The sequence below is a fragment of the Alcanivorax sp. genome (assembly GCF_040118815.1).
Taxonomy (GTDB): Bacteria; Pseudomonadota; Gammaproteobacteria; order Pseudomonadales; family Alcanivoracaceae; genus Alcanivorax.
The window spans coordinates 372,050-394,992 of the sequence record NZ_JBEDTC010000015.1; the positions used below are offsets into that span (position 1 = coordinate 372,050).

At 57.6% G+C, this 22,943-nt stretch carries 24 protein-coding genes; 14 read left to right on the plus strand and 10 right to left on the minus strand.

Annotated features, from left to right (window positions below):
* Positions 1-115: 115 nt before the first annotated feature.
* Complete coding sequence (locus ABNH18_RS10960) at positions 116-364, minus strand: accessory factor UbiK family protein (protein WP_349382844.1); 249 nt, start codon at positions 362-364, stop codon at positions 116-118.
* Between the two features lie 312 nt (positions 365-676).
* Between ABNH18_RS10960 and glnK the strand changes: the two genes are divergently transcribed.
* The 4 genes from glnK to ABNH18_RS10980 all read left to right on the plus strand — a co-directional run bounded on the left by glnK (position 677) and on the right by ABNH18_RS10980 (position 4,100).
* Positions 677-1,015, plus strand: a complete 339-nt coding sequence (gene glnK, locus ABNH18_RS10965; RefSeq protein ID WP_349382845.1) for a P-II family nitrogen regulator — start codon at positions 677-679, stop codon at positions 1,013-1,015.
* Positions 1,016-1,087: 72 nt separating this feature from the next.
* Positions 1,088-2,335 (plus strand): ammonium transporter AmtB, encoded by a 1,248-nt coding sequence (locus ABNH18_RS10970; RefSeq protein WP_349382846.1) that lies wholly within the window; start codon positions 1,088-1,090, stop codon positions 2,333-2,335.
* Between the two features lie 233 nt (positions 2,336-2,568).
* Positions 2,569-3,765 carry a class I SAM-dependent rRNA methyltransferase gene (locus tag ABNH18_RS10975; protein WP_349382847.1) on the plus strand — a complete coding sequence of 399 codons (1,197 nt, stop codon included), beginning with the start codon at positions 2,569-2,571 and terminating at the stop codon, positions 3,763-3,765.
* An 11-nt stretch (positions 3,766-3,776) separates the two neighbouring features.
* A complete protein-coding gene (locus ABNH18_RS10980) occupies positions 3,777-4,100 on the plus strand; it encodes a potassium channel family protein (RefSeq protein WP_349382848.1) in 324 nt (107 codons plus the stop codon).
* Between the two features lie 70 nt (positions 4,101-4,170).
* On the opposite strand, the gene ABNH18_RS10985 is transcribed toward ABNH18_RS10980, so the two are convergent.
* From ABNH18_RS10985 to ABNH18_RS10995, 3 genes are all read right to left on the minus strand, one after another.
* Complete coding sequence (locus tag ABNH18_RS10985; RefSeq protein ID WP_349382849.1) at positions 4,171-4,554, minus strand: nuclear transport factor 2 family protein; 384 nt, start codon at positions 4,552-4,554, stop codon at positions 4,171-4,173.
* Positions 4,555-4,583: 29 nt separating this feature from the next.
* Positions 4,584-5,549: an NAD(P)H-dependent flavin oxidoreductase gene (locus ABNH18_RS10990; protein WP_349382850.1), complete on the minus strand. Its 966-nt coding sequence runs from the start codon at positions 5,547-5,549 to the stop codon at positions 4,584-4,586.
* Positions 5,550-5,696: 147 nt separating this feature from the next.
* Complete coding sequence (locus ABNH18_RS10995) at positions 5,697-6,314, minus strand: TetR/AcrR family transcriptional regulator (protein WP_349382851.1); 618 nt, start codon at positions 6,312-6,314, stop codon at positions 5,697-5,699.
* A gap of 155 nt (positions 6,315-6,469) precedes the next feature.
* On the opposite strand from ABNH18_RS10995, the gene ABNH18_RS11000 reads away from it, so the two are divergent.
* Complete coding sequence (locus ABNH18_RS11000) at positions 6,470-6,913, plus strand: GAF domain-containing protein (protein WP_349382852.1); 444 nt, start codon at positions 6,470-6,472, stop codon at positions 6,911-6,913.
* A 138-nt stretch (positions 6,914-7,051) separates the two neighbouring features.
* Here ABNH18_RS11000 and ABNH18_RS11005 read toward each other — a convergent pair whose 3' ends face one another.
* The gene (locus tag ABNH18_RS11005) at positions 7,052-7,414 is read right to left on the minus strand and encodes a SpoIIAA family protein (RefSeq protein ID WP_349382853.1); all 363 of its coding nucleotides are present in this window, start codon (positions 7,412-7,414) and stop codon (positions 7,052-7,054) included.
* Positions 7,415-7,488: 74 nt separating this feature from the next.
* Here ABNH18_RS11005 and creB point away from each other — a divergent pair, with 74 nt between their 5' ends.
* The 5 genes from creB to ABNH18_RS11030 all read left to right on the plus strand — a co-directional run bounded on the left by creB (position 7,489) and on the right by ABNH18_RS11030 (position 12,220).
* Positions 7,489-8,160: a two-component system response regulator CreB gene (gene creB / locus ABNH18_RS11010; RefSeq protein ID WP_349382854.1), complete on the plus strand. Its 672-nt coding sequence runs from the start codon at positions 7,489-7,491 to the stop codon at positions 8,158-8,160.
* Positions 8,157-9,563 (plus strand): two-component system sensor histidine kinase CreC, encoded by a 1,407-nt coding sequence (gene creC, locus ABNH18_RS11015; protein WP_349382855.1) that lies wholly within the window; start codon positions 8,157-8,159, stop codon positions 9,561-9,563. The genes creB and creC overlap by 4 nt, the downstream gene beginning before the upstream one ends.
* Positions 9,564-9,762: 199 nt before the next feature.
* Entirely contained in the window at positions 9,763-11,139 is a 1,377-nt protein-coding gene (gene creD, locus ABNH18_RS11020) for a cell envelope integrity protein CreD (RefSeq protein WP_349382856.1), read from the plus strand.
* Entirely contained in the window at positions 11,136-11,378 is a 243-nt protein-coding gene (locus tag ABNH18_RS11025; protein WP_349382857.1) for a hypothetical protein, read from the plus strand. The genes creD and ABNH18_RS11025 overlap by 4 nt, the downstream gene beginning before the upstream one ends.
* Before the next feature lie 164 nt (positions 11,379-11,542).
* Entirely contained in the window at positions 11,543-12,220 is a 678-nt protein-coding gene (locus ABNH18_RS11030) for a putative outer membrane beta-barrel protein (protein WP_349382858.1), read from the plus strand.
* A 63-nt stretch (positions 12,221-12,283) separates the two neighbouring features.
* Here the strand turns inward: ABNH18_RS11030 and ABNH18_RS11035 are convergent, their stop codons facing one another.
* Positions 12,284-12,934 (minus strand): TetR/AcrR family transcriptional regulator, encoded by a 651-nt coding sequence (locus ABNH18_RS11035; protein WP_349382859.1) that lies wholly within the window; start codon positions 12,932-12,934, stop codon positions 12,284-12,286.
* A 133-nt stretch (positions 12,935-13,067) separates the two neighbouring features.
* Here ABNH18_RS11035 and ABNH18_RS11040 point away from each other — a divergent pair, with 133 nt between their 5' ends.
* Both ABNH18_RS11040 and ABNH18_RS11045 read left to right on the plus strand, forming a co-directional pair.
* Positions 13,068-14,282 (plus strand): efflux RND transporter periplasmic adaptor subunit, encoded by a 1,215-nt coding sequence (locus tag ABNH18_RS11040; RefSeq protein ID WP_349382860.1) that lies wholly within the window; start codon positions 13,068-13,070, stop codon positions 14,280-14,282.
* Between the two features lie 13 nt (positions 14,283-14,295).
* On the plus strand, positions 14,296-17,361 hold the full coding sequence (locus ABNH18_RS11045) for an efflux RND transporter permease subunit (protein ID WP_349382861.1): 3,066 nt from the start codon (positions 14,296-14,298) through the stop codon (positions 17,359-17,361).
* Between the two features lie 273 nt (positions 17,362-17,634).
* On the opposite strand, the gene ABNH18_RS11050 is transcribed toward ABNH18_RS11045, so the two are convergent.
* From ABNH18_RS11050 to ABNH18_RS11065, 4 genes are all read right to left on the minus strand, one after another.
* Positions 17,635-18,327: a DUF6901 family protein gene (locus ABNH18_RS11050; RefSeq protein ID WP_349382862.1), complete on the minus strand. Its 693-nt coding sequence runs from the start codon at positions 18,325-18,327 to the stop codon at positions 17,635-17,637.
* Complete coding sequence (locus ABNH18_RS11055; RefSeq protein ID WP_349382863.1) at positions 18,317-19,771, minus strand: PAS domain-containing sensor histidine kinase; 1,455 nt, start codon at positions 19,769-19,771, stop codon at positions 18,317-18,319. Before ABNH18_RS11055 ends, ABNH18_RS11050 begins: the two co-directional genes overlap by 11 nt.
* 39 nt (positions 19,772-19,810) lie before the next feature.
* Positions 19,811-20,278, minus strand: coding sequence for a response regulator (locus tag ABNH18_RS11060; RefSeq protein ID WP_156496819.1), 468 nt, complete (start codon positions 20,276-20,278; stop codon positions 19,811-19,813).
* Between the two features lie 233 nt (positions 20,279-20,511).
* Complete coding sequence (locus ABNH18_RS11065) at positions 20,512-20,934, minus strand: PaaI family thioesterase (RefSeq protein ID WP_349382864.1); 423 nt, start codon at positions 20,932-20,934, stop codon at positions 20,512-20,514.
* A gap of 164 nt (positions 20,935-21,098) precedes the next feature.
* Here ABNH18_RS11065 and ABNH18_RS11070 point away from each other — a divergent pair, with 164 nt between their 5' ends.
* Together ABNH18_RS11070 and ABNH18_RS11075 are read left to right on the plus strand one after the other, a co-directional pair.
* The gene (locus ABNH18_RS11070) at positions 21,099-21,398 is read left to right on the plus strand and encodes a hypothetical protein (protein WP_290519326.1); all 300 of its coding nucleotides are present in this window, start codon (positions 21,099-21,101) and stop codon (positions 21,396-21,398) included.
* Between the two features lie 111 nt (positions 21,399-21,509).
* A complete protein-coding gene (locus ABNH18_RS11075; RefSeq protein ID WP_349382865.1) occupies positions 21,510-22,748 on the plus strand; it encodes a TolC family protein in 1,239 nt (412 codons plus the stop codon).
* Positions 22,749-22,943 lie beyond the last annotated feature (195 nt).

A 22,943-nucleotide genomic window follows, 5' to 3' on the forward strand; every position in this document is an offset into this window, starting at 1 on the left:
AAGGGCGTGGGCGAGCGGTGAGGGGGCTGTGGGAGCTTGCCTGCAAGCGATTCTCCGGGCGTAACCATCGCTTGCAGGCAGGCCCCCACAGTGGCGGTGAGCGGCGTAAAAGGGGTCAAGCGTCCGGCGTCTTCTCCAGCTCGGCCACCTGTTTCTCCAGCGCTTCCAGTTTTTCCCGGGTGCGCATCAGTACTTGTTGCTGGATATCGAATTCTTCCCGGGTAATCAGATCCAGACGGCTGACGGTTTCGGCCAGCACGCTGCGCACGTTGCGTTCCACTTCGCTGCGCAGGCCGCCTAGGTCAGTGGGCAGGCGGCGGCTGATGTCGGCCATGAGGCGGTCGATAAAGGGCTGATCGGGCATGACAACGGCGTCCTTGTAATGATGCGCGGATGGTAGCACGGTGTGCGGGGGCGAGGCACCGGGTGGTGCTGGGCAGCGATCTTGCACCAACTTGGATCCCGCCCCATTGTGGTGCGCTATAATGGCGCGCTCGGTCTGGATGTTGAGTCCAGGCGATGATGTAAGCCCCTGAAAAAGCATGATTTTTTAAAACTGGCATGGGTCGTGCACTATTTGGGTCAGAGCGTTCGCGCAAGCTGTGGATCGGGAACCATAACGGGGCTCGAAGAGAAACGGACGTCACCGGACGCGGTGAAAGCTGAGGAGAAAGAAATGAAATTGGTTACTGCCGTAATTAAGCCGTTCAAACTGGATGACGTGCGTGAAGCACTCTCCGAGATTGGCGTGCAGGGCATCACTGTTACCGAAGTGAAAGGCTTTGGACGTCAGAAAGGTCACACCGAGCTGTACCGGGGTGCCGAGTACGTGGTGGATTTCCTGCCCAAGGTAAAAATCGAAGTGGCCATCGCCGAGTCCACCCTGGACCAAGTGATTGAAGCCATCGCGAAAGCCGCTAATACCGGCAAAATTGGTGACGGCAAAATCTTCGTTACCTCCCTTGAGCAAGCGATTCGTATCCGTACCGGTGAAACCGGCGAAGACGCGATTTAGTTTTACCGTGTTTTGAATTGACCCATGCCAGGGCTTTAAAAGAACACGCTTCCATTTCCGGAGGGTTGCATTGTGGAAAACCAAATTTTTGAATTGAAATACGCGCTTGATACGTTTTATTTCCTGATCTGTGGTGCGTTGGTGATGTGGATGGCAGCAGGTTTTGCCATGCTCGAAGCCGGCTTGGTACGCGCCAAGAACACCACGGAAATTCTCACCAAAAACGTGGCTTTGTTCGCCATCGCCAGCATCATGTACATGGTTTGCGGTTACGCGATCATGTATGACGGCGCCATCTTCCTGTCCGGGATTGTGGGCGACGGGGTTGCCGGTGCAGAAGAAGCGGCCACCTACGCGCCGTCTGCGGACTTCTTCTTCCAGGTTGTGTTTGTTGCAACCGCCATGTCCATCGTATCCGGTGCCGTGGCAGAACGGATGAAGTTGTGGGCATTCCTGGCTTTTGCCGTCGTGATGACAGGCATTATCTATCCGCTTGAAGGGTCCTGGACCTGGGGCGGTGCTGATGTGTTTGGCCTGTATAACCTGGGCGATCTGGGTTTCTCTGACTTCGCGGGTTCCGGCATCGTTCACATGGCGGGTGCAGCTGCTGCCCTGGCCGGTGTACTGCTGCTGGGCGCACGTAAAGGGAAATACGGCCCGAATGGTGAAGTACACGCCATCCCGGGTTCTAACCTGCCGCTGGCGGCACTGGGTACCTTTATCCTGTGGTTGGGCTGGTTCGGCTTTAACGGTGGCTCTGTGCTGGCAACGTCCAGTGTCGGTGACTCCAACGCGGTTGCGGTTGTGTTCATGAACACTAACGCTGCTGCTGCCGGTGGTGCCATTGCTGCCCTGATCGTTGGTCGCATCCTGTTCGGCAAAGCCGACCTGACCATGCTGCTTAACGGCGCGCTGGCTGGCCTGGTGGCGATCACTGCTGAGCCCTCTACCCCGACTGCCCTGCAGGCAAGCCTGTTTGGCGCCCTGGGTGGTGTACTGGTGGTATTCAGCATCCTGACTCTGGACAAGCTGAAGATCGATGATCCGGTGGGTGCGATCTCCGTACACGGTGTTGTTGGTTTCCTTGGCCTGATGCTGGTGCCGATCACCAACCCGCTGACCGATGACGGTGGTGCAAGCTTCTCTGGCCAGCTGATCGGCGCACTGACTATCTTCACTTGGGTGTTCGTCGCAAGCCTGGTGGTGTGGGGTATCCTGAAAGTGGTCATGGGTATCCGCGTCAGCGAAGAAGAAGAGTACGAAGGCATGGATATCGCAGACTGCGGTATGGAAGCCTACCCTGAGTTTGTGAAGGGTTAATAAGAGGCGCAACAAGCAATACGCGTCACGTAACATGAAAAGCCCCGGCCAGTTGGTCGGGGCTTTTTTGTTGTGCGGAAAAACCGGCTTGCCCTGTTCTGTGGGAGAGGTGGTTTGCTATGCCCGATGGGTGCTGCCGCGATGGACTTACCCGTGTTGCGCGCAGCGTCTTGGGCTTGCGTGTTGCGCCCTGTGTTATCATGCGCCCTTTCCCGCCAGCTGATGTATGCACCATGACCGAACCGACCGTTATTCGCCTGCGCAAAAATGAAGAACGCCGCCTCAAGGCGGGCCATCTGTGGGTTTACGCCAACGAAATTGATACCCGCCATACCCCACTCAAGGACTTGTCTGCCGGTACCTGTGTAGTGGAAGACAGCCGCGGCAAACCGCTGGGGCGTGCTCTGCTCAGCCCCCATTCGCTGATTGCCGCCCGCCTGTACAGTCGTGATGTGAAACAAGCGCTGTCACGCAGCTTCTTCAAGAAACGTATCGAGCAGGCGCTGACACTGCGTGAGCAGTTGTTCGATGATGCCTGCTATCGCCTGATCTACGGCGAAGCCGACGGCCTGCCCGGCCTGGTAGTGGATCGCTTCCACGATGTGCTGGTGGTGCAGACCGGGTCCGGTGCCATGGAGGCCCACCTGGATGTGATTGTCAGCGCCCTGGACGCGGTGCTGGAACCCACCCACATTATTGCCAAGAACGAAGCGGCCGCCCGTGAAATTGAAGGCCTGGAGCGTTATACCAAGGCGCTGAAAGGCGAGCTGTTGGGCGAAGTCAGCCTCACCGAAAACGGGGCGAAATTTGTGGCGCCGTTGGCCGAAGGGCAAAAGACCGGGTGGTTCTACGATCACCGTGCCGCCCGCCAGAAAATGCAGGCGTTGGCCAAAGGGGCGCGAGTACTGGATGTGTTCAGTTATTGCGGTGGCTGGGGTGTGCAGGCGGCGCTGGCCGGGGCGGAATCGGTCACTTGCGTGGACGGTTCAGAAATCGCCACGGACTATGTGCATCGCAATGCGGAGCTGAATGGCGTTGCCGACAAGGTAGGCAGCATTCAGGGCGATGCGTTTGCGGCCATGAAGCAATTGATTGCCGACGGTGAAAAGTACGACTTGGTGGTGCTGGATCCGCCTGCATTCATCAAGCGCAAGAAAGATTTCAAGAACGGCCTGGCCGGTTACCACGCCATCAACGAGCTGGCCATGCGGCTGGTAAAGCCTGGGGGCTATCTGGTATCGGCATCCTGCTCCATGCACATGCCCGCAGACCGTTTGCTGGACGTGGTGCATAGCAGCGCCCGGCATATCGATCGCAGCATTCAGGTGGTGGGTTACGAAGGGCAGGGCCCGGACCATCCTGTGCATCCGGCGATTCCTGAAACTGCGTACCTGAAAACCTGGTTCTGCCGGGTGTTGTTTAGCCTGTAGGCATGGTGGCCATGGAGTTTGCCTTCGCATTTCTGGGCCTGTTCATAAAGGCGATGGTACTGGTGGCGCCTTTCTTGGCCGGGTTTCTGCTTGTGATTGTCGGGATGGGGCAGTGGGTGGGGCGCCGTGAAGGCTGGAGCCGGTTTGATGCCTTTTACTGGTCCATGATTACGGCGTTGACGGTGGGCTACGGCGACCTGCGCCCGTCTCGCAAAAGCACCAAGTTTGTGGCAATTCTGGTGGCCATCGTCGGCATCATGTTCAGCGGAGTGTTTGTGGCAGTGACGGTGGCTGCCGCCACCGAAGCTTTCCGGCCCTATATGGTTGGCGCCTGAACGCGGGTGTGCAGCCGTGAGGGTTTTGCAGAGAAAATGTCGCGGCGCCGGCGCCGCGACATGTGTCTTCTTACTTCAGCTTTTCCAGCATGGCCGCCATATTGGTGCGTACCACTTCAATGGCTTTGTAGGGCCGAATCATTACTTTGAAGTCGACGATTTTTCCGTCCGCATCCCATTCGATCATGTCCACGCCATTGACAGCGATGCCGTCCAACTCCAGGGAAAATTCGAGCACTGAATGCGGTCCTTCGTTGATTTCCCGCACGTAACGAAAGCTGTCGTTAGCCAACACCTGCATGGCGGCGGTCAGGTAAGCGGTGGTGATCGGCTTGCCAACCTGTGGTGTGTGCACAAGGGGTGAATGGAATACCGCCTGGTCCGCAATAAGGTCGCTGAGCGCCTGACGGTCCTGACTTTTGACAACAGCATGCCAGCCATCAATATTCGCCATAGTGACTCTCCTTTCTCTGTGATGTTGGTTCAGGCTGCATTCAATGCGCGTCGGGCCTGCTGGTATTCTTCGCTGAGCTTGGCAATGGCATCGCCTGCGCTCTGCACCGCTTCCACCGCGCCGATACCCTGGCCGCAACCCCAGATATCTTTCCAGGCTTTCTTGTCGCTGCCGCCGCCGGAACCGAAGTTCATTTTTGACGGGTCACTTTCCGGCAGGTTAGCCGGATCCATGCCAGCATTAATGATGGATGGCGCCAGGTAGTTGCCGTGCACCCCGGTGAACAGGTTGCTGTAGACGATATCGGAGGCGTTGCTGTCCACGATCATCTGTTTGTAGGCCTCGTCGGCATTGGCTTCCTGGGTGGCAATGAACAGGGAGCCGATGTAGGCCAGATCCGCGCCCATGGCTTCAGCGGCCAATACAGAGGGGCCGCTGGCAATAGAACCGGACAGGGCCAGCGGGCCGTCGAACCAGCTGCGGATTTCCTGCATCAGGGCGAACGGGGAAAGCTGCCCGGCATGCCCGCCGGCCCCGGCGGCTACGGCGATGAGACCATCGGCGCCTTTCTCGATGGCTTTATGGGCAAAGCGGTTATTAATTACGTCATGCATCACCATGCCGCCCCAGCCGTGAACCGCCTGGTTCAAATCTTCGCGGGCGCCCAGGGAGGTAATCACCATGGGGACCTTGTACTTCTCACACAGCTCCAGGTCTTTTTCCAAACGGTCGTTGGAGCGATGCACGATCTGATTGACTGCGAACGGGGCGGCAGGTTGGTCCGGGTGATCCCGGTCCCAGGCGGCCAGCTCTTCGGTAATGCGGTGTAGCCATTCATCCAGCTGGGAGAGCGGGCGGGCATTCAACGACGGGAAAGAGCCGATGGCGCCAGCCTTGCATTGGGCGATTACCAGATCGGGATTGGAAATAATAAACAACGGTGAGCACATCACCGGCAGGCGCAGCCGGGAGCGAATTTCAATGGGCAGAGACATGTCAGCATCCTTATACGGGGCCCCGGGCTATAGAGGGGCGTGGGCCGGGATGTCGGGCGGGGCTCGGCATCCATAAATATACGAAGTAAAATTTACACTGTATATTTATGGAGTCAAGCCTACCGGTGTCGAGAGTGAGCGAAACGGTCAGGAATCCAGTGTGGGGGGGGTTACCTGCATGCCGGCATAGAGGGTGCGCATGATCTTCTCGCGCAGAGTATCGCCGTTCATGCCACGCAGGCCGCTGGCCAATTCCAGCACCACAATGCCGTGCAGGGTGGCCCAGAACATATAGCCGATCAGTTGGGCATCGCCCTTGAGCAGGCCTGCCTCAATCATGTCGCGGACATAGCCCACCATGGTTTCCTGGGCACGGCCGTTGGCAGCCTGCAGCTCCGGATAGCGGTCTTCGTCAGGCTGGGAAAAGGAGAAAATCAGTTGGTAGGCAGCGGGGTGGGTCTTGGCAAACCCCACGTAGGCATCGCCTACGGCGCGGCCTTTACTGCGGGCGTCGGGGGCATTGGTGACGGCGGTTTCCAGCGCGGTGGCAAAGCGGTTGAAGGCGGCGGCGCGCACCGTGGCCAAGATGTCATCCTTGTCGCTGAAATAGCGGTATGGGGTCATGGGGCTGACCCCCACTTCACTGGCGATCTGCCGCATGGTTACGTTCTGGGGCCCGCGTTCAATGAACAAGCGCGTGGCTGCCTCGCACACGGATTCACGAAAAAGCGCGATCTCGGCCTCGGTTTTTGCTTTTTTGGCCAACGCAGGGCTCCACGACAGGGGTAACGCGTACAGTGTAAAGCATGTGCCCAGTGTCTGTCTGAGCGCATTAGGGGGAAACAGGCACGGATATTGAAAGATAGATTGATAGACATTAACGAGCCGGTTTCAAGGTCGGTGAACAGATAGGTAATCGCATGCCCTTACCCCCGGATTTCATGCATGCCCGCGTGGATGCAGTCAGGAACAAGCTTAACGTGCAGGTCTGCAGCCTGTATCAGGCTGATGGGCAGCGGCAGACGCTGGAAATTGTGGCCACTAGTGGCCTGAACCAGCGTGTCCTGGGGGCGACCCTGGCTTACAGCCAAGGGTTAACCGGCAAGGTGGCGCGTACTCGCAGTGCCGTGGCGGCTCGGGATATTCAGGCGCATATGGATTACTTCTATGTGCCCGGCTCCGATGAAGAGCATTTTCGCAGTTATCTGGGGATTCCGCTGGAGTTCGACAGCGTGCTCTATGGCGTGTTGGTCGTGCAGACGCGAGTAAAGAAAACCTTCTTTCTGAAGGACATTAGGGAGCTGCACAGCGGCGGACGGGATCTTCTGGATGCCCTGAAACTGAGCCTCCGGCAGGCCGGGTGAGATCAGATGACAGTGTAAAGTTGAAAGTTAAAACGCGGGCATCGCTGAAGGCATCTGGACAGCCTGTACTGGCGCGCTCATGATCTGAGCGCGAGCTCAGTTTGAAAGCAAGCAGAGCGTTTGTCGCGCTTCACACTTTCAACTTTCCAGCCAGCTTAGCGCATCTTTCTGCTCTGCCCACTCGAAGACCTTTACCTCACCGGGAATCAGCGCACTGGCCTGTTGGATGGTATTGCTGATCCAGTCATGGCTGGTAACGATAGCGATGCGGTGCCAGCTGAGCGGGTGGCGCAGGCCGACCAGTGCATCCTGTAGCATGGCCCCGGCGGAGAAATTCTCAAAAGTGGGGCCGATTTCGTAGAGCACATTGATCTTGTCGTGCTGGCTCAAAGCGCCTTCGATGGCGGGAGCCAGTACCTTGCGGTAGTCCTCGGCGGTCAGCTCACCGTGGGCGCTGACGCCAACGGTATCACCGGGCAGATTGTCGATCAGTTCTAACATAAACGCCTCCTTGGCATGGGAACGCCTTCGTGGTCTGGTTATCATGCCATGGTTACTGGACAGGAATATTTCAAGTGCCCGCTGTACTGATCGTAGAAGATGAACCGCGTATTGCCGAACCACTGATGTTCGCGTTGGAGCGTGAACACTTTGCCGTGACCCACGTGACGTTGGGTCAGCAGGCGCTGGATGCAGTCGCCGGGGGCGCTGTGGATCTGGTGGTGCTGGATGTGGGCCTGCCGGACATGAATGGCTTTGATGTGCTCAAGCAGTTACGCCAGCGCAGTGAGCTGCCGGTGTTATTTCTCACCGCCAGGCAGGATGAAGTGGACCGCATTCTGGGTCTGGAACTGGGTGGCGATGATTACGTCACCAAACCGTTTAGCCCCCGTGAAGTGGTGGCGCGCATTCGTGCCATTCTTAAACGTCTGGCGCCGAAACCTGATGTAGACACCGATAAAGCAACGCCGTGGCAGGTGGATGACAGTGGCTTTCGGCTCTTCTTTCGGCACACCGAATTATCTCTGACGCGCTCGGAATACCGAATTCTGGCCACCATGGTGCAGCGTCCCGGGCAGGTATTCAGCCGCGCCCAACTGCTGGATATCTGCGCCAGTGATGAAGACAGTTTTGAGCGCAGCGTGGATACCCACATCAAGACCTTGCGCGCCAAACTGCGTCCGCTGAACGGCGACCACCTTATCGTTACCCGGCGCGGTATCGGTTACCTGCTGGACACCCCATGAAACTCGGTCAGCGTTTACTGGTCTTTTATTTTTTGATCCTGGGCCTGGTGGGCTGGTTCGTGCTCGACTTGGTGTTTGGCCAGGCTAAACCGTTAGTGCGCCAGTCAGCGGAAGAAACCCTGGTGGATGCGGCCAATCTGTTAGCCGAAATTGTTGCCAGTGATGCGCATAACGGACAGATCGTGATTACTCCGGCCCTGCGCGATGCGCTTAATCGTTACGCAGGGCGCACCCCGGATGCGGATATCTGGGGGTTAAAGAAAACGCGCATCCACACCCATGTGTATATCACCGGCCCCACCGGCACTGTGCTATTCGATTCCCGTGGCCGGGATGAAGGAAAAGATTTTTCTCGCTGGAACGATGTGCACCTGACACTGCAGGGGCGCTATGGCGCACGCACCACCCGCACCGACCCGCAGGACCCGGCCACTTCGGTTATGTACGTGGCCGCGCCGATTCGCGATAACGGCAGCTTGATCGGTGTCATCAGCCTGGGCAAACCCGGCCGCGCCATTGCGCCGTTTGTGGAGCGGGCGGAGCGCTACCTGATGGTCTATGGCGGGTTAGCGTTAATGATTTGCCTGTTGCTGGGCGGGCTGTTGGCCTGGTGGCTCAGCCGGCGGGTCAATCGGCTGCGGCGTTATGCGGAGGCCGTGGCTAATGATGAACGTCCGGCACCCCCGCGTTTTCGTGGCCACGATGAAATTAAAGATCTGGCGGAGGCTGTCACGGCCATGCGTCGGCGGTTGGAATCGCGGGCGCAGCTGGAAGATAACGTAACCCTGCTGACCCACGAAATGAAAAGTCCGTTGGCGGCGATTCGTGGTGCCGGTGAAATTCTGGCGGACGAAGTGCAAGAGCCGGCGCTACACCGGTTTACCGACAATGTGATTCATGAAAGTCAGCGGCTCAGTGACCTGTTAGATCGGCTGCTGGCCATGGCGCGGCTGGAAAAACTGGAAAGCCTGCCGGCTCGCAAGAGTGCCGTGTCGATTGCTGTGCTCGTCCAGGAGTGGCAGCGCAGCCGCTATTCGCTGTTGGCAGAAAAAAACCTTGAGGTCAGCGTCAATGACGGCACGCTGCAGGCGGAAGCGGAAACACTCAAGCTGGCCCTGTTCAATTTGCTGGATAACGCCCTGCGTTTTGCGCAACCGGGTACCGTCATTACCGTTAACGCTGAAGGCGCCACCCTGACCGTGGACAATACCGGCCCGGTAATTCCCGATTACGCCTTGGAGCGGGTTACCGAGCGTTTCTATTCCCTGCCCGCACCGGGCCAGGAAAAAAGCTCCGGCCTGGGCCTGGCAATGGTTAACGAAATCGCCAGCCTGCACGGTGGCACACTGACGCTGGACAACACCGGCAACGGTGTCCGCGCCACCCTAGTTCTCCCCGAGTAACCCCTGTTCCGTAGGCGACGTTGCGGACGGCGCGATAGAGCGAGAAGCGAGAAGCGAGAAGGAAAAACTGGCCTGGGGTTTCGAAACTCGTTTCTCGCCACTCGTCACTGCTTTCCCCCACACAATCCCCACAAAACCCTCAAACCGGTTTCTCACACTGGCCTTTCTATATGAGGGTGTCATTTGTGGGAGAGAAACCATGCGACCCAACTTGCTATTGAAAATGTTCACCATTGCCGGGCTGATGCTGGTGTTGGTGGTGCCGCTGTTAATGATTCAGGGAAAAATTGCCGACCGCAGCAATGAAGCGTTGCGCGTTAAGCACCAGATCACCCGTCAGGTGAGCGGGGAGCAACAGATCAGTGGGCCGTTGATCGTGGTCCCCCGAACCCGTAAACAATTGGTAGAAAAACGCGACTGCCGCAGTGGCGAAACCTGTACCGCCATTGAGCGCCGGCAGGTGCTGGATAGCCAGATCCCGGACATACTGAGCATTGATGGCGAGCTACAAAGCGAAATGCGCTATCGCGGTATTTATGGCGTTCCGGTGTACCGAAGCCTATTGCACATCGAAGCGGTCTTTCCGGCTAACTGGCAGCAAGTGAGTCAGCCAGAGCAGGTGGTGTCGTCACAGGCGCCACTGCTGCTATTGCAGATTCAGGATCTGCGCGGGCTGGTGGAGCGCCCGCAAATTCTGATTAACGATGTGCCGTTGCCGTTGGTGGAAACCGAGCAGCTGCCCGACGGTGTGGGTGGCAATGTGGTGGCTGTCGCATTACCGGCGGATTTGGCGGGGGCCTTTACCGTCAGGGTGCGCCTGAATTTGAACGGCACCGAATCGCTGGGTGCCTTACCGCTGGCCAAGGAAACCCGCATGGCGTTACGGGCGGACTGGCCGCACCCCAGCTTCGAAGGGTTGGTGTTGCCGGTGGAACGGGAGATTACCCAGGAAGGCTTCACCAGCCAGTGGCGCACCAACAGCCTGGCGGCGGCCAGTGTGATTCATTGCGCCCGCGGCGATGCCGCATGCGGTGATAGCGGTCAGGCATTGCGGGTGCGTTTGGTGCAGCCGGTCACGGGGTTGCTCTCCAGTGAGCGGGCGCTGAAATACAGTTACCTGATTGTGGGCCTGGCTTTCGCAGCGTTTTTTCTTTTTGAAGTGCTGCGTCGGTACCCGTTACATGCCATGCAATACCTGTTGGTGGGCTTGGCGCTGGCCGTGTTCTACCTGCTGCTGGTGGCACTCAGTGAGCATGTCGACTTTGTGCTGGCCTATCTGGTGGCCGCGTTATCGTGCTGTGCCTTGATCGGCGTCTACCTGATGGCTGCCATGCGTTCCTTCAAGGCCGGCTGGACTTTTGCCTTGAGTCTGCTGCTGGTGCAAGGGTTGATCTACGGGATTCTCATGGCTGAAGACTATGCCCTGTTGTTGGGCGCTTTGCTGCTGTTCGCTGCCTTGGCTGCGGTGATGGTGGTGACCCGGAAACTGGACTGGTATGACTTTGCTGTGCCTGGCAAGACCACCGCCAAAGTGCAGGCAAATGCGGGGAGTGCTCAGGAAGGTGATTCACCGTGAGTGCCGATGACCTGAGGCATATTGCGACCCTGGTACGAGCTGCCAAGCGGTTCCCGAGTCGTCGTCAGTGCTTGCTTGGGCGAGCTTTACGCATCGCCCAGCAAGCCCTGTCCTGCAATGCGGAGAATCGCCATGCGATTCGGTGGCTTGGGGTGATCTGGTGGCAACTGGGTGAGCGGCGTCGGGGCAGGGCATTGCTTTGTGCGGCAGAGGTGAAACCGTTGCGTGGCGTGTATTGAATTAGCGTTGGAGGGGGAAAGGCCATTGTGCCTATTAGTGCGGTAAATATATTGTATATTGCGGTTTTTTTACAATTGGGCTATCAATGGTTTGGAGGCAGGGATGCCAGTGGTCGGGCTTGAGGCATCGTTGGCTCGTCTTGATATAACAGGTGGAGAAAGTTATGAACAAGAAAATTGCTACGCTTGCGTTTGCCGCCCTCATAGGGGCAACGGGTCAGCATGCCTTTGCGGATGCGCCTTCTTTTAACTATGTGCAGTTTGATTATGTCGTGTCTGGTGATTCGGAAATCAGCGGCACTGGTGCTCCGTCAGAATCTTTTGATCTTCAGCAGGGTTTTGGGCTGCAGGGTGGTTTCGAAATCGGCGATTACGTCATGGTGATGGGACGGCATATATCGCTGAACTATGAAGATGATGTCGGTTTCGGTGTGGCTGAAAATGCGACATTAAATGACCTCACCTTTATCGGTGTGGGCGCTCATTTTCCGGTAGCAGAGATGTTGGATCTATATGGTGCGGTAGGGTTTAGTCGACCGACGTTGCTCAATGCGGCAGGGGAAGGGTATGGGCTGGAAGTTGGTGCTCGAGCGAATTTCGAAATGGTGACTGCATCGCTGTGGTACAACATGGGTGATACGGATGCTAAAGAATCGTTTGGCTCCGAAACCCTGGACATCGACCCGGAATTATTGGGCCTGGATGTGGCGATCTCCTTTGCTCCGGATGCCCCGGAGTTGGTGCTGGGCTATGTGGATGCAACCCATGAAGCCAAGGTCGGAAGTGACAACATTGATGTGGATTACGACCACTTCTCCATCGGCGTCAGAAAATCCTTCTGATCGTTTCAGGGCGGGGCCACAGGCCCCGCTGCCTTCAATGCATTAGCATGCCGCTAAAACCGTTTATTCCCCTTCCTTCCCGTAAGCCCGCAGGAACATATCCACCACTTGTGCGGCATGGGGCTGCGCTTCATCGGCTGTCATCGGCTGGTTACAGCCAATAATCACACGCATATGCTCACAACCTTGCAGCAGGCTGAAGAAATTCTCCGCCGCCTGTTTGGGGTTGTCCGCCTGCAATCGGCCTGTGTTGTTGCCGTTACGCACCAGGTTTTCCATGGCGGTAATGGTGCGTTGTGGGCCGGCTTCGAAAAAAAGCTGTGACATGGCCGGATCCTGTGTCGCCAGGCTGCTCATCAGCCGCTGTAACTCAATCACTTCCGGCGTATGGATCAGTTCCAGAAAGGCCAGACCAATCTTGGTCAGGGTGGTGCGAATCGGCAGATCCGGTTCCAGTTCGAAGATCGGCATGGGGAGCAGGTTGTGACATTTCGCCTCAATGGCTGACGAAAATAACGTTTCCTTGTCACTGAAATGGCTATACACCGTGAGTTTGGAGACGCCAGCCTGTTTCGCCACGGCATCCATGCTGGTGCCGGCAAACCCCTGGCCGAGAAACAGCGTTTTGGCTGCCTCAAGAATGGCACTGCGTTTCGCCGGGTCTTTGGGGCGTCCGCGTGGATTGGGCTGATCTGGGGAAGCAGAGTCGGTCATATTTCAATACTGGACGGTTTAGTTTAATAAAATTACTATACTGGCCAGTATAGCATGCCGGCAAGCCAAGACCGGCACAATCCGCACAGGCGGTGTCCAGGTTAATGAGGTGGGATCAATGAGGGAGCTGGTCATGTTTCGTTCTGTCGTGCTGTCGGGGCTGATTGCCACGGGAATGGCGGTGGCAGTGTTGGCACTGCAGGGGTGCTCTGACGCAACGTCGGAGAACAAGGCGCCGGCGCGCCCAGCGCTGGTGGCCCAGCCTCTCTCGGCGGATGCCAGCCAGGATGTGTTTCCTGGGGAAGTCCGTGCCCGCTATGAGCCTGAGCTGGGATTTCGCATTGGCGGCAAGATTAGCCAGCGGTTGGTCGATGTGGGGGACCGGGTCAGTGAAGGCACGGTACTGGCTAAGTTGGACACCGACGATGTGAGCCTGCAGCTGGATTCGGCCCGAGCCCAGATGGCATCCGCCCAGGCCGACCACAAGCTGGCCAGCAGCGAGCTGGAACGTTACCGCGAGCTGATGGAGCGCAATGTTATCAGCCGTTCCCAGTTCGATTCTTTTGAAAGCCGTTCCGATGCCAGTGTGGCGCAGTTGCGCCAGGCCCGTGCCAACCTGAACGTGGCCCGCAATCAGGCGAATTATGCGTCCTTAAAGGCGCCCCGTGATGGGGTCATTGCCCAGCGCAGGGCGGAGGCCGGGCAGGTAGTGTCCCCCGGTCAGGCCGTATTTGTGCTGGCGGTGGATGGTGATCGTGAAGTGCGCATCGACCTGCCAGAACAGGACGTGAGCAGCTTCAAAATTGGCATGCCCGTGGCGATTGAGCTGTGGTCCCGTCCGGGTCAGGTTTTCGAAGGCAAGATTCGCGAATTGTCCCCTGCTGCTGATCCGCTCTCTCGCACCTTTGAAGCCCGTGTGGCATTTGAGAATTCCAGCGTAGGCGCGGATCTTGGACAGTCAGCCCGGGTCTTTGTCAGCGGCGCTGACAATGACGGGGTGCTTAGCATTCCGTTATCTGCACTCACCGCCGAAGAAGGGGCTACCTATGTGTGGGTGGTCAATCCGGACACGCTGACATTGCAGAAAACTCCGGTGGAAGTAGGGCCGTATCAGGAACAGGTGGTGCCGGTGATGCGCGGTCTCAAACCGCAGGACTGGATTGTCACCGCTGGTACTCAATTGTTGCGAGAAGGCCAGGCGGTGATTCCGCTGGATCGCCAGAACCGTCAGTTGGATCTGAGCGAGGAGTCGCCTACCGCTCAGGCCGCACCGGCCGATGACAACGCGTCAGATGCGCAGCCGGATGGCAGCGCAGAAACGGCGACCACTCCGGATGCGGACGAATAAGGGGAGTATGACCATGTCGTTTAACCTCTCCGAATGGGCTCTGAGGAACCGGACTTTGGTGCTTTATGCCATGATCCTCCTCGGCGCCATGGGGGCGATCTCTTATGCCAACCTGGGACAGAGTGAGGATCCACCGTTTACCTTCAAGCTGATGACCATCAACACCCTGTGGCCCGGTGCCAGTGCCGAAGAAGTGTCCCGGCAAATCACCGACCGGGTGGAAAAGAAATTGATGGAGACCGGCGACTTTGAGCGCATTACCTCCTACTCCCGGCCAGGCCAGTCGCTGGTCATGTTCATGGCTCGCGATGAAATGCGCTCCAAAGAGATCAAGGATCTCTGGTATCAGGTGCGCAAGAAGGTAGGGGATATTCGTCATGCCTTGCCTCAGGACGTACAAGGTCCGTTCTTCAATGACGAATTCGGCACCACTTTCGGCAACATTTATGCGCTGACCGGGGAGGGGTTTGATTACGCCATCATGAAGGACTACGCCGACCGTTTGCAGCTGGCGCTGCAGCGCGTGGACGACGTGGGCAAAGTGGAGCTGGTCGGCCTGCAGGACGAAAAAATCTGGGTGGAAATTGCCAACACCAAGCTGGCGTCTCTAGGCATTCCGCTGGTTTCTGTGCAGCAAGCGTTGCAGTCACAGAACGCGGTGGCCGATGCCGGTTTCTTCGAAACGCCGAGCAGTCGCGTGCGTCTGCGGGTATCGGGTGAATTCACCAGCGTAGAGGATATTCGTAACTTCCCGCTTCAGGTGGAAAATCGCACTTTGCGCCTGGGCGACATCGCCAACGTCTATCGGGGTTTTAGCGATCCACCGCAGCCGCGCATGCGTTTCATGGGCGAAAATGCCATCGGCATTGCAGTTTCCATGAAGGACGGTGGTGACATTCTCAAGTTGGGTGAAAACCTGGACAAAACATTCGCCAGATTGCAGGAAAGCCTGCCCATCGGCATGGAGTTGCGCAAAGTGTCCGATCAGCCGGCCGCAGTAGAAGCCGGTGTGGGTGAATTTGTTCAGGTGTTGATGGAAGCACTGGCCATTGTGTTGTTGGTGAGTTTCTTTTCGCTGGGCTGGCGCACCGGGCTGGTGGTGGCGTTTTCCATTCCGTTGGTGTTGGCGATGACGTTTGCATCGATGAAGTATTTCGACATCGGCCTGCACAAGATTTCTCTGGGGGCACTGGTTCTGGCTCTGGGCTTGATGGTGGACGATGCCATTATCGCTGTGGAAATGATGGCGATTAAAATGGAGCAGGGCTTCAGCCGTATCAAGGCAGCTGGCTTTGCCTGGACCAGTACGGCCTTCCCCATGCTCACCGGCACCTTGATTACCGCTGCAGGTTTTCTTCCCATCGCTACGGCGGAATCGAGCACCGGGGAATATACTCGCTCGATCTTTCAGGTGGTCACTATCGCTCTGCTCGCCTCTTGGGTGACAGCGGTGGTTTTTGTGCCTTACCTGGGGGAGAAACTGCTTCCCAGCCTGGCCCGCCGGGATGCCAGTGGCGAGGTGCATGACCCTTATAAGAAACCGTTCTACCGTCGTTTCCGGCGCTGGGTAGAGTGGTGCGTGCGATATCGGAAAACAGTCATCGGACTGACTGTGGGCATCTTTGTTTTTTCTCTTATTTTGTTCAGTTTCGTGCCCCAGCAATTCTTTCCGGCGTCCGGTCGGCTTGAGTTAATGGTGGACATGAAGCTGGAAGAAGGCGCTTCGCTGAAGGCGACCCAGGAGAAAGCCCTGCGCTTGGAAGCCATGCTGGGCGAAAACGACATGATCGAAAATTACGTGGGGTATATGGGTAGCGGTTCCCCGCGTTTTTACCTGTCACTGGATCAGAAATTGCCGGCGGCCAGTGTGGCTCAGTTTGTGGTACTTACCCGGAACGTGGACGAACGTGAGGAAGTCCGTAGCTGGTTGATGGACACGCTGGAGCGGGAATTCCCCGCGGTGCGAACTCGCGTCTCACGGCTGGAAAATGGCCCGCCTGTGGGTTACCCGATCCAATTGCGCATTTCCGGGGAGCACATTCCCCAGGTGCGTGAGCTGGCCCGTAGGGTAGCGGAAAAAGTGCGCGACAACGGGCACACCGCCAACGTGCACTTGGATTGGGAAGAACCCAGCAAGGTAGTGCGTCTGATTGTGGATCAAGATCGCGCACGGACGCTGGGTATCACCACGTCGGATCTGTCCACTGCGTTGCAGGGGTCGCTGTCCGGTGTGGCGGTGAGCCAGTACCGGGAAGACAACGAACTGATCAACGTGGAAGTGCGCGGCGACAACCATGAGCGTCATGCACTGGGGTTGCTGGGCAACCTTGCGGTGCAGACGGACAATGGCCGCAGCGTGCCATTGAATCAGGTGGCGACACTGGAATCCGGCTTTGAGGAAGGCATCATCTGGCATCGCGATCGGTTGCCCACGGTGACGGTGCTGGCGGATGTGAAAGACGGTGCCTTGCCGGCCACGCTGATGCAGCAAATTATGCCGACACTCTCCCAAGTGCAGGCGGATCTGCCACCGGGATATTTGCTACAAGTGGGTGGCACGGTGGAGGAATCGGCGCGCGGGCAAACATCGGTTAACGCAGGTATGCCGCTGTTTATTTTGGTCGTGATTACCTTGCTGATGTTGCAGCTGCGCAGTTTCCCGTTGTCGGTGATGGTCTTTATCACCGCACCGTTGGGGCTTATCGGGGTGACCTTCTTCCTGCTGTTGTTCCAGAAGCCATTCGGTTTCGTGGCCATGCTGGGCACCATTGCCCTCGCCGGCATGATCATGCGTAACGCGGTGATTCTGGTGGACCAGATTGGTCAGGATATAGAGCAGGGTCTTACCGCCTGGGATGCGATTATTGAATCCACGGTGCGGCGCTTCCGCCCCATCGCTCTGACGGCACTAACGGCTGTGCTGGCCATGATTCCGCTGTCTCGCAGTGTATTCTTCGGTCCCATGGCGGTGGCAATTATGGGTGGGCTGATTGTGGCGACGGCGTTGACGTTGTTGTTCCTGCCAGCGCTCTATGCCGCCTGGTTCAGAGTGAAGGAAGAGCATGCCGAACCGAATTAAAGGACGCTGAGTCTGTACCGGAACCCTTTCCGGTTTTTCCCTTGCCCCGGCTTTGCCGGGGCTTTTTTTTGTTCTTCGCGGCTGCAGCACGCTTCAGGCCTCGCGCGGCACACAGGTGCACGCACTGCCTGTCACGTTTTGCTGGGGAGTAACCAAATATTCAGGGGGCCGCAGTGACGGTGATCGTCAGGGTGGGGTTGTGTTGTAAACGCTATGCTTCGTGTAGGTAGGGTTAGCCGCGTAGCGGCGTAATCCGACATTCCGAGATGTTTATCAACTGTCGCTCCCGGCAAACAGAGCGGTCAGGCTTTCTAGTTCCTCTTCCAGATTCCAGTGCATTTCCCGTGCGGTGACATGCAGCAATACCAGTGCATTCACTGGCGCGTCTGACTCCCCATGCTGACGTAACCGTCCGGTGAAGCAGCGGTTCAATTCATTGAGTGCATCGTAGCGGGCGTTTAACCCTTCCAGTGAGACAGTGGCATCCGGTTGCTTGAGGTTAAGCAGATAACGTTGCAGCAGGTACAGGCTGGCGGTGCGTACCAGGGTTTCTGTGTCGCTGCTTAAGGGCAGGTGAAAGCTGGCCATGGGGCGCAGAAAACGGGTGTGCGGGCAGTCGCTTAATGCGCATATCAGCCCGAACAGGGAGCTGAGTGCCCGCTGTAATGTGGTCTCTTGATGGTAGCCCCGTTGTGGCGTTTTCACGTCCAGCGTTACCGGTTGAAACGAATCCCCTGACGCTGAATCCGGCAACAGGTAGGCCAGGTTGCGGGCGATGGGACAGTAGGCGTGTTCGCTAGGGTCCAGAGGGCAGTGGCTGCATTGATGGTAGCTCAGGGCGGCCCAGTCCGGCGGGGTGAAGCTGTCGGGGATGGCGATGGCGCCGTGTTCCTCAACCAGGGCAATCGGGATGCGTTGCTGCTCCCCGGCTGGCGTGGTGAGGGTGTAGACGAAATCAGGCTGCATCGACCCGGTCGGTCTGCTTCAGTGGCAGCCGGATGGTAAAGGTGGTGCCGGTGCCAAGCTGGCTTTCCACGGTCATGGTGCCACCGTGGTGCTGAATGATGTCGTGAGAAATGGACAGCCCAAGTCCGGTCCCCTGACCGATGGGTTTGGTGGTGTAGAAGGGTTCGAAAATTTGTTGCAGGGATTCATCCGCAATGCCCGGTCCGTCGTCGGCGATGGTCAAGGTGCACCATTGCTCATCGGACTGGGCGGCAATGGTGATGTTGCCTTTCTCTTCGATGGCCTGAGCCGCGTTAACGAATAGATTCATGAACACTTGCGACAGCTGGCTTGCCGATCCGCTAATCGGAGGCAGGGAATCTGGCAGGCTGTGAGTAACCGTAATCCGGTTTTTCAGTTCATGTTTGGCAAGGTTGAGTGAAATGGCCAAGCAGGATGCAATGTCGGTGGGGGAAAACGCTTCGGGTTGGTTATGAGAGAAGTGTTTCAAGTCGCGAATGATTTTCTTTATCCGCTCAATTCCCTCATCGGTTTCATCCAGAAGGGCGGGGTAATCCTCCATCATGAAGGCAAGTTTTCTTGTGTCGACATTTAAATTTTCTTCAGTGTTCAAGAATTTCTGGAACTTATCCTCGCTGATACGTTTTTTAAGCCCCTGAATAATACCCGCCATGGCGTCGAGGTAATCCCGGCTGCGATTCAGGTTGGAAGAAATATAGGCAATCGGGTTGTTGATCTCGTGGGCGATGCCCGCAGAGATGGTGCCCAGGGACGCCATTTTTTCCGAGTGCAGCAGCAGGGATTCCACCTGGTTGAGTTTCTGGTCCTTGTCTTTCACCGCTTGTATCAGCTGATTGTTTTCGGTCTTAATGTTGGTGATGTCGGTGCCGAAATAAATATAGCCGTCGTCTTCATCGGAAATATACGAAAGCGGGAAAAGGAACATGTTCATCCAGTAGCGGCTGTCATCTGCATGGCGGTTGCAGACTTCCCCGTTCCATACTCCGGACAGCGCCTGGTTGCACTGCATGACCGGTAGCCCACCGTCGTCGCCGGGGTGGTTGAAACTCTCGTGTTGGCCGATCAAATGTGAAAAAGAATGACCACTCAGGGCGAGAAATTTGCCGTTCGCAAAGGTGATGGTGCCGTGGCGATCGGTGGTCAGTACGCAGTATTCATCGATGATCCGCGCGAGTGGGCCGAGCAGGGCCTTGTTGAGTTTGTACTCGTCTGCGTTGACCTCGATCAGGTGCATCTTGCGGCCAAAGCGGTTGTCCGTCAGCGACGAAAACTCGGCCAGTTTGGCTTCCACGTTGATGGAGGTGCGGTAGGTTTTGTACAGAAAGAAAATGATGATCAGCAGGATCACCGTGGAAGATACCAGGAACAGCCCCTGGGCTTCCATGCCAAAGCCGATGTCCGTTTTGTCGAGCAAGCTATTCATGCGCCGCGCCGTGAGTTGTTGTTTGTCGGGCTGAAAGGGCTAGCCTTCGTAGCCCATGCTGCGCAGGGTCTCGCGTTGTTCCCGCACGGTTTCCGCCAGAATACGGTTTTCCAGCAAAATATCGCGGAACTTCAGGCCTTCGCGGATATTGTCGAGTAACTGGTCGTCGTCCCAGGGTTTGGGGATAAAGCGGAATGCGCCGGCTTTGTTGATCGCGGACATGACCGTCTCGATGTCGATCACCCCGGTCAGCACAATACGAATGGTGTCGGGTTGTAGGTCGCGCAGTTCCTGTAGCAGTTCCAGGCCATTCATCTCCGGCATCATATAGTCGGTGATCACCGCATCGAATACGGTAGTGCGCGCCCGGCGCAGGGCTTCGTGGGGGTCCTGGTAGGTTTCCACTTCCCAGTCGGTGTAGGTATTGATAGTGCGCTTCAAGGCTTTGAGGATGTATTCCTCATCGTCCACGACCATGACCTGATACATGGTGAGTCCCTCATTCACGGCGTGCTACTACGCTGGCGTCCTGCCGGCGACTGCATGCGTTCAACAACATTGTGCCCACCCTTTTCCGCTAAGGGTTGGCACACGGGTATCAGGTTTTACGATACGCCCCGCTATAGGGGCTGACAATTGGTTCGGGTAACCGCAAGGAGCCGGTCATGCCGTCCGGATAGCCGTTTATCCGGCAGGGACGAAAACCGCACAATGGTGGGGAAAAACGCGCAAAAAAACGGCTACGTGATCTGCACGATGGCTTTGGTCACCGATCCGGTGGCGATCAGGCGTTCCTGCTGCTGCGCGTTTATGGCATAGGCTTCAGCCCGCATGGCAGCAAGGGTTCGGCCCAGGCGATCCACATGGGCGCGGATCACGACCTGCTCACCCCGGCTGGCGGCACGCAGCACGCTGCTATGGGTTTCGATGGTTACCGCGTGCTGCTCGGGGGGCAGTCTGGAGGCCGCCGCAAAAAAGCAGGCCACATCCATCAAGGCATAAACGATGCCGCCATGCAGGGCACCCTGGGGGTTGGTGGTGAAATCATTCACCGGGAAACGCACTTCACTGCGGCCATCCACCGCGCTTACCAGTTCCAGTTCGCAGGCCCGGTGCAGTGGGTGGGCGAGAATGTCGTCTTTGATCTGGTCAATGTGGCTCATGGTTTTCCTTTTTCATTCCGGCGAAACGGAGCCGACACTATACGATGCCGATTCGGAAAACGGGATGACCGGATCGTACCCACAGGTGACGGGGAACCGATTGTCTTGACGGCGGTCTATGGGTATCGCAAGATTGCGACTCTTCCCTCGTTAGCGGGCATCCCATGAAAGCACTGGTCTACACATTGCTGCTTATCATCAGTACTCATGTACTGGTGCTGGATGCCATGCATCACGAGCACGATGGTGGCGCAGCTGCCTCGCTGGAACAGGTCCAGCAGGATCTGGTCAGTGCGGATGTGCTGGACAAAGGCGGCGACCATTGCTGTCAATGCCATGGTTTCATGGCCTCCACCGATTGTGAGCCGCTGCGCCTGGCCCCGCCCTCTGCAGGTCAAATGGCGTTGCGCCCCTTCCTGCCGGATGCCCCGGCCGATAACCCTTTTCGCCCTCCTATAGCCTGATCGTTTCTTCGTTTCCCCCGACTTTGTTGCCTTGTCCATCGGTGAATGTGCGCCGTGGCGAGCGTCGGCATTGTTCTTGACGTAACGCTTTGAGACATCAGGAGTTTCCCCATGGGAATCCAGACCCCAGTGCGCATAGCCGCACTGTTACTGGCCGTGTGCGCGTATGCCAGCGCGTCGGCTGATTCTTCTTCCTCTCCCGCGCAGTGGGCGCAATGGGTGCAGCGCCAGGTCAGCCAGCTACCGGCCAGCCGCGCCATCCAGGCGGAGCAGGAACGCATGCTGGCGCAAAGCCGGGCTTTATCGCAGCCGCTTTATAACCCCTCATTGAATATCGACTACGAAGACAGCTTGGATATCACCCAGACCGTGGGCCTCAGCCAGACACTGGACTGGTCCGGCAAGGCCCGCGCCAGCCGTGATGCCGTGGCGGTACGGGATCAGCTGGCGCAGCTGCGTGGCGACAAGGCCCGCGCCCGCCTGCTGGCGGACAGCCTCAATGCGCTGGTGGCCCATGCCGCCGCCCGCGAGCAATTGGCGGCCGCCCGTGAGCAGGAACAGCAGCTGCGCGATCTCACCGACCTGATTCGCCGCCGCGAACAGGCGGGGGATGTGGGGCAGGTGGATGCGCAATTGGCCTACCTGTCACTGGGGCAGGCCCAGCAGGCCCTGGCGGATGCGGAAAGTGCCGCCACCCGTGCTGCCACCACATTGCGCCAGCAACTGGCCAGCCAACAACCCGCGGTGGCCTTGCCGGCGGCGGACCGTTGGCAGGCCCCGTCACTCACCCATGGTGTCGTGCAACGGCTCCCCACCAGCTTCGATTTGCAGTTGGCCGAGCAGCAACTGGCGCTGGCTGAGCGAGGGGTATCGGTGGCAGACAAACAACGCAACACCGACCCGACCCTGGGCCTGCGCGTGGGCCAGGAAGATGGCGAAAATTTGTGGGGCGTGGATTTCAGCCTGCCATTGAAGTTCTTCAATACCGGCAAGCCAGGCTATGAAGCTGCCCTGGCGGACAGTGAAGAGCGGCGTGCACTGCTGGAGAAAACCCGCAACGACATTCAGGCCCGGCTGGACGGAGCGTTGAGCGATTACCAGCAGCGGCGCGAGCGCTGGGAAACCTGGCAACAACTCACCGGCGATAGCCTGGCGCGCAGCGACACCTTGCTCAAGCGCGTCTGGCAGCAGGGCGAACTCACCACCCAGAACTATCTGCAGGCCTTGAATCAGCGGCTCGATACCCGGCTGGCTGGCATCGCCCTGCGCGATGCCATGCAGCAGGCCTGGGTGCAGTGGCTCTATGAAAGCGCCCAGCTCAACGACTGGCTGAACCAGCTGGCTGACTAATGACGAATCTGTAGGAACCGAGCCTAGCGAGGTAACAGCCGCAGGCTGGCCCGAAGGGTGAGCGAAGCGAATAACACCGCTTGAAACGAGAAATTAAGCGAAAAATTACTGTAGGAGTGCCACTTGAGGCGCGAATGGTTTCTGCGACACGCGGTGCCAACTTCTTCGCGCCCTGAACGGCGCTCCTACAAAAAA

Excerpts from the sequence above, each read along its gene's own strand:
- ABNH18_RS10960 (WP_349382844.1), bottom strand. The coding sequence starts at position 364 with ATGCCCGATCAGCCCTTTATCGACCGCCTCATGGCCGACATCAGCCGC.
- glnK (WP_349382845.1), top strand. The coding sequence starts at position 677 with ATGAAATTGGTTACTGCCGTAATTAAGCCGTTCAAACTGGATGACGTG.
- ABNH18_RS10975 (WP_349382847.1), top strand. The coding sequence starts at position 2,569 with ATGACCGAACCGACCGTTATTCGCCTGCGCAAAAATGAAGAACGCCGC.
- ABNH18_RS10980 (WP_349382848.1), top strand. The coding sequence starts at position 3,777 with ATGGAGTTTGCCTTCGCATTTCTGGGCCTGTTCATAAAGGCGATGGTA.
- ABNH18_RS10985 (WP_349382849.1), bottom strand. The coding sequence starts at position 4,554 with ATGGCGAATATTGATGGCTGGCATGCTGTTGTCAAAAGTCAGGACCGT.
- ABNH18_RS10990 (WP_349382850.1), bottom strand. The coding sequence starts at position 5,549 with ATGTCTCTGCCCATTGAAATTCGCTCCCGGCTGCGCCTGCCGGTGATG.
- ABNH18_RS11000 (WP_349382852.1), top strand. The coding sequence starts at position 6,470 with ATGCCCTTACCCCCGGATTTCATGCATGCCCGCGTGGATGCAGTCAGG.
- ABNH18_RS11005 (WP_349382853.1), bottom strand. The coding sequence starts at position 7,414 with ATGTTAGAACTGATCGACAATCTGCCCGGTGATACCGTTGGCGTCAGC.
- creC (WP_349382855.1), top strand. The coding sequence starts at position 8,157 with ATGAAACTCGGTCAGCGTTTACTGGTCTTTTATTTTTTGATCCTGGGC.
- creD (WP_349382856.1), top strand. The coding sequence starts at position 9,763 with ATGCGACCCAACTTGCTATTGAAAATGTTCACCATTGCCGGGCTGATG.
- ABNH18_RS11030 (WP_349382858.1), top strand. The coding sequence starts at position 11,543 with ATGAACAAGAAAATTGCTACGCTTGCGTTTGCCGCCCTCATAGGGGCA.
- ABNH18_RS11035 (WP_349382859.1), bottom strand. The coding sequence starts at position 12,934 with ATGACCGACTCTGCTTCCCCAGATCAGCCCAATCCACGCGGACGCCCC.
- ABNH18_RS11040 (WP_349382860.1), top strand. The coding sequence starts at position 13,068 with ATGTTTCGTTCTGTCGTGCTGTCGGGGCTGATTGCCACGGGAATGGCG.
- ABNH18_RS11045 (WP_349382861.1), top strand. The coding sequence starts at position 14,296 with ATGTCGTTTAACCTCTCCGAATGGGCTCTGAGGAACCGGACTTTGGTG.
- ABNH18_RS11050 (WP_349382862.1), bottom strand. The coding sequence starts at position 18,327 with ATGCAGCCTGATTTCGTCTACACCCTCACCACGCCAGCCGGGGAGCAG.
- ABNH18_RS11055 (WP_349382863.1), bottom strand. The coding sequence starts at position 19,771 with ATGAATAGCTTGCTCGACAAAACGGACATCGGCTTTGGCATGGAAGCC.
- ABNH18_RS11065 (WP_349382864.1), bottom strand. The coding sequence starts at position 20,934 with ATGAGCCACATTGACCAGATCAAAGACGACATTCTCGCCCACCCACTG.
- ABNH18_RS11070 (WP_290519326.1), top strand. The coding sequence starts at position 21,099 with ATGAAAGCACTGGTCTACACATTGCTGCTTATCATCAGTACTCATGTA.
- ABNH18_RS11075 (WP_349382865.1), top strand. The coding sequence starts at position 21,510 with ATGGGAATCCAGACCCCAGTGCGCATAGCCGCACTGTTACTGGCCGTG.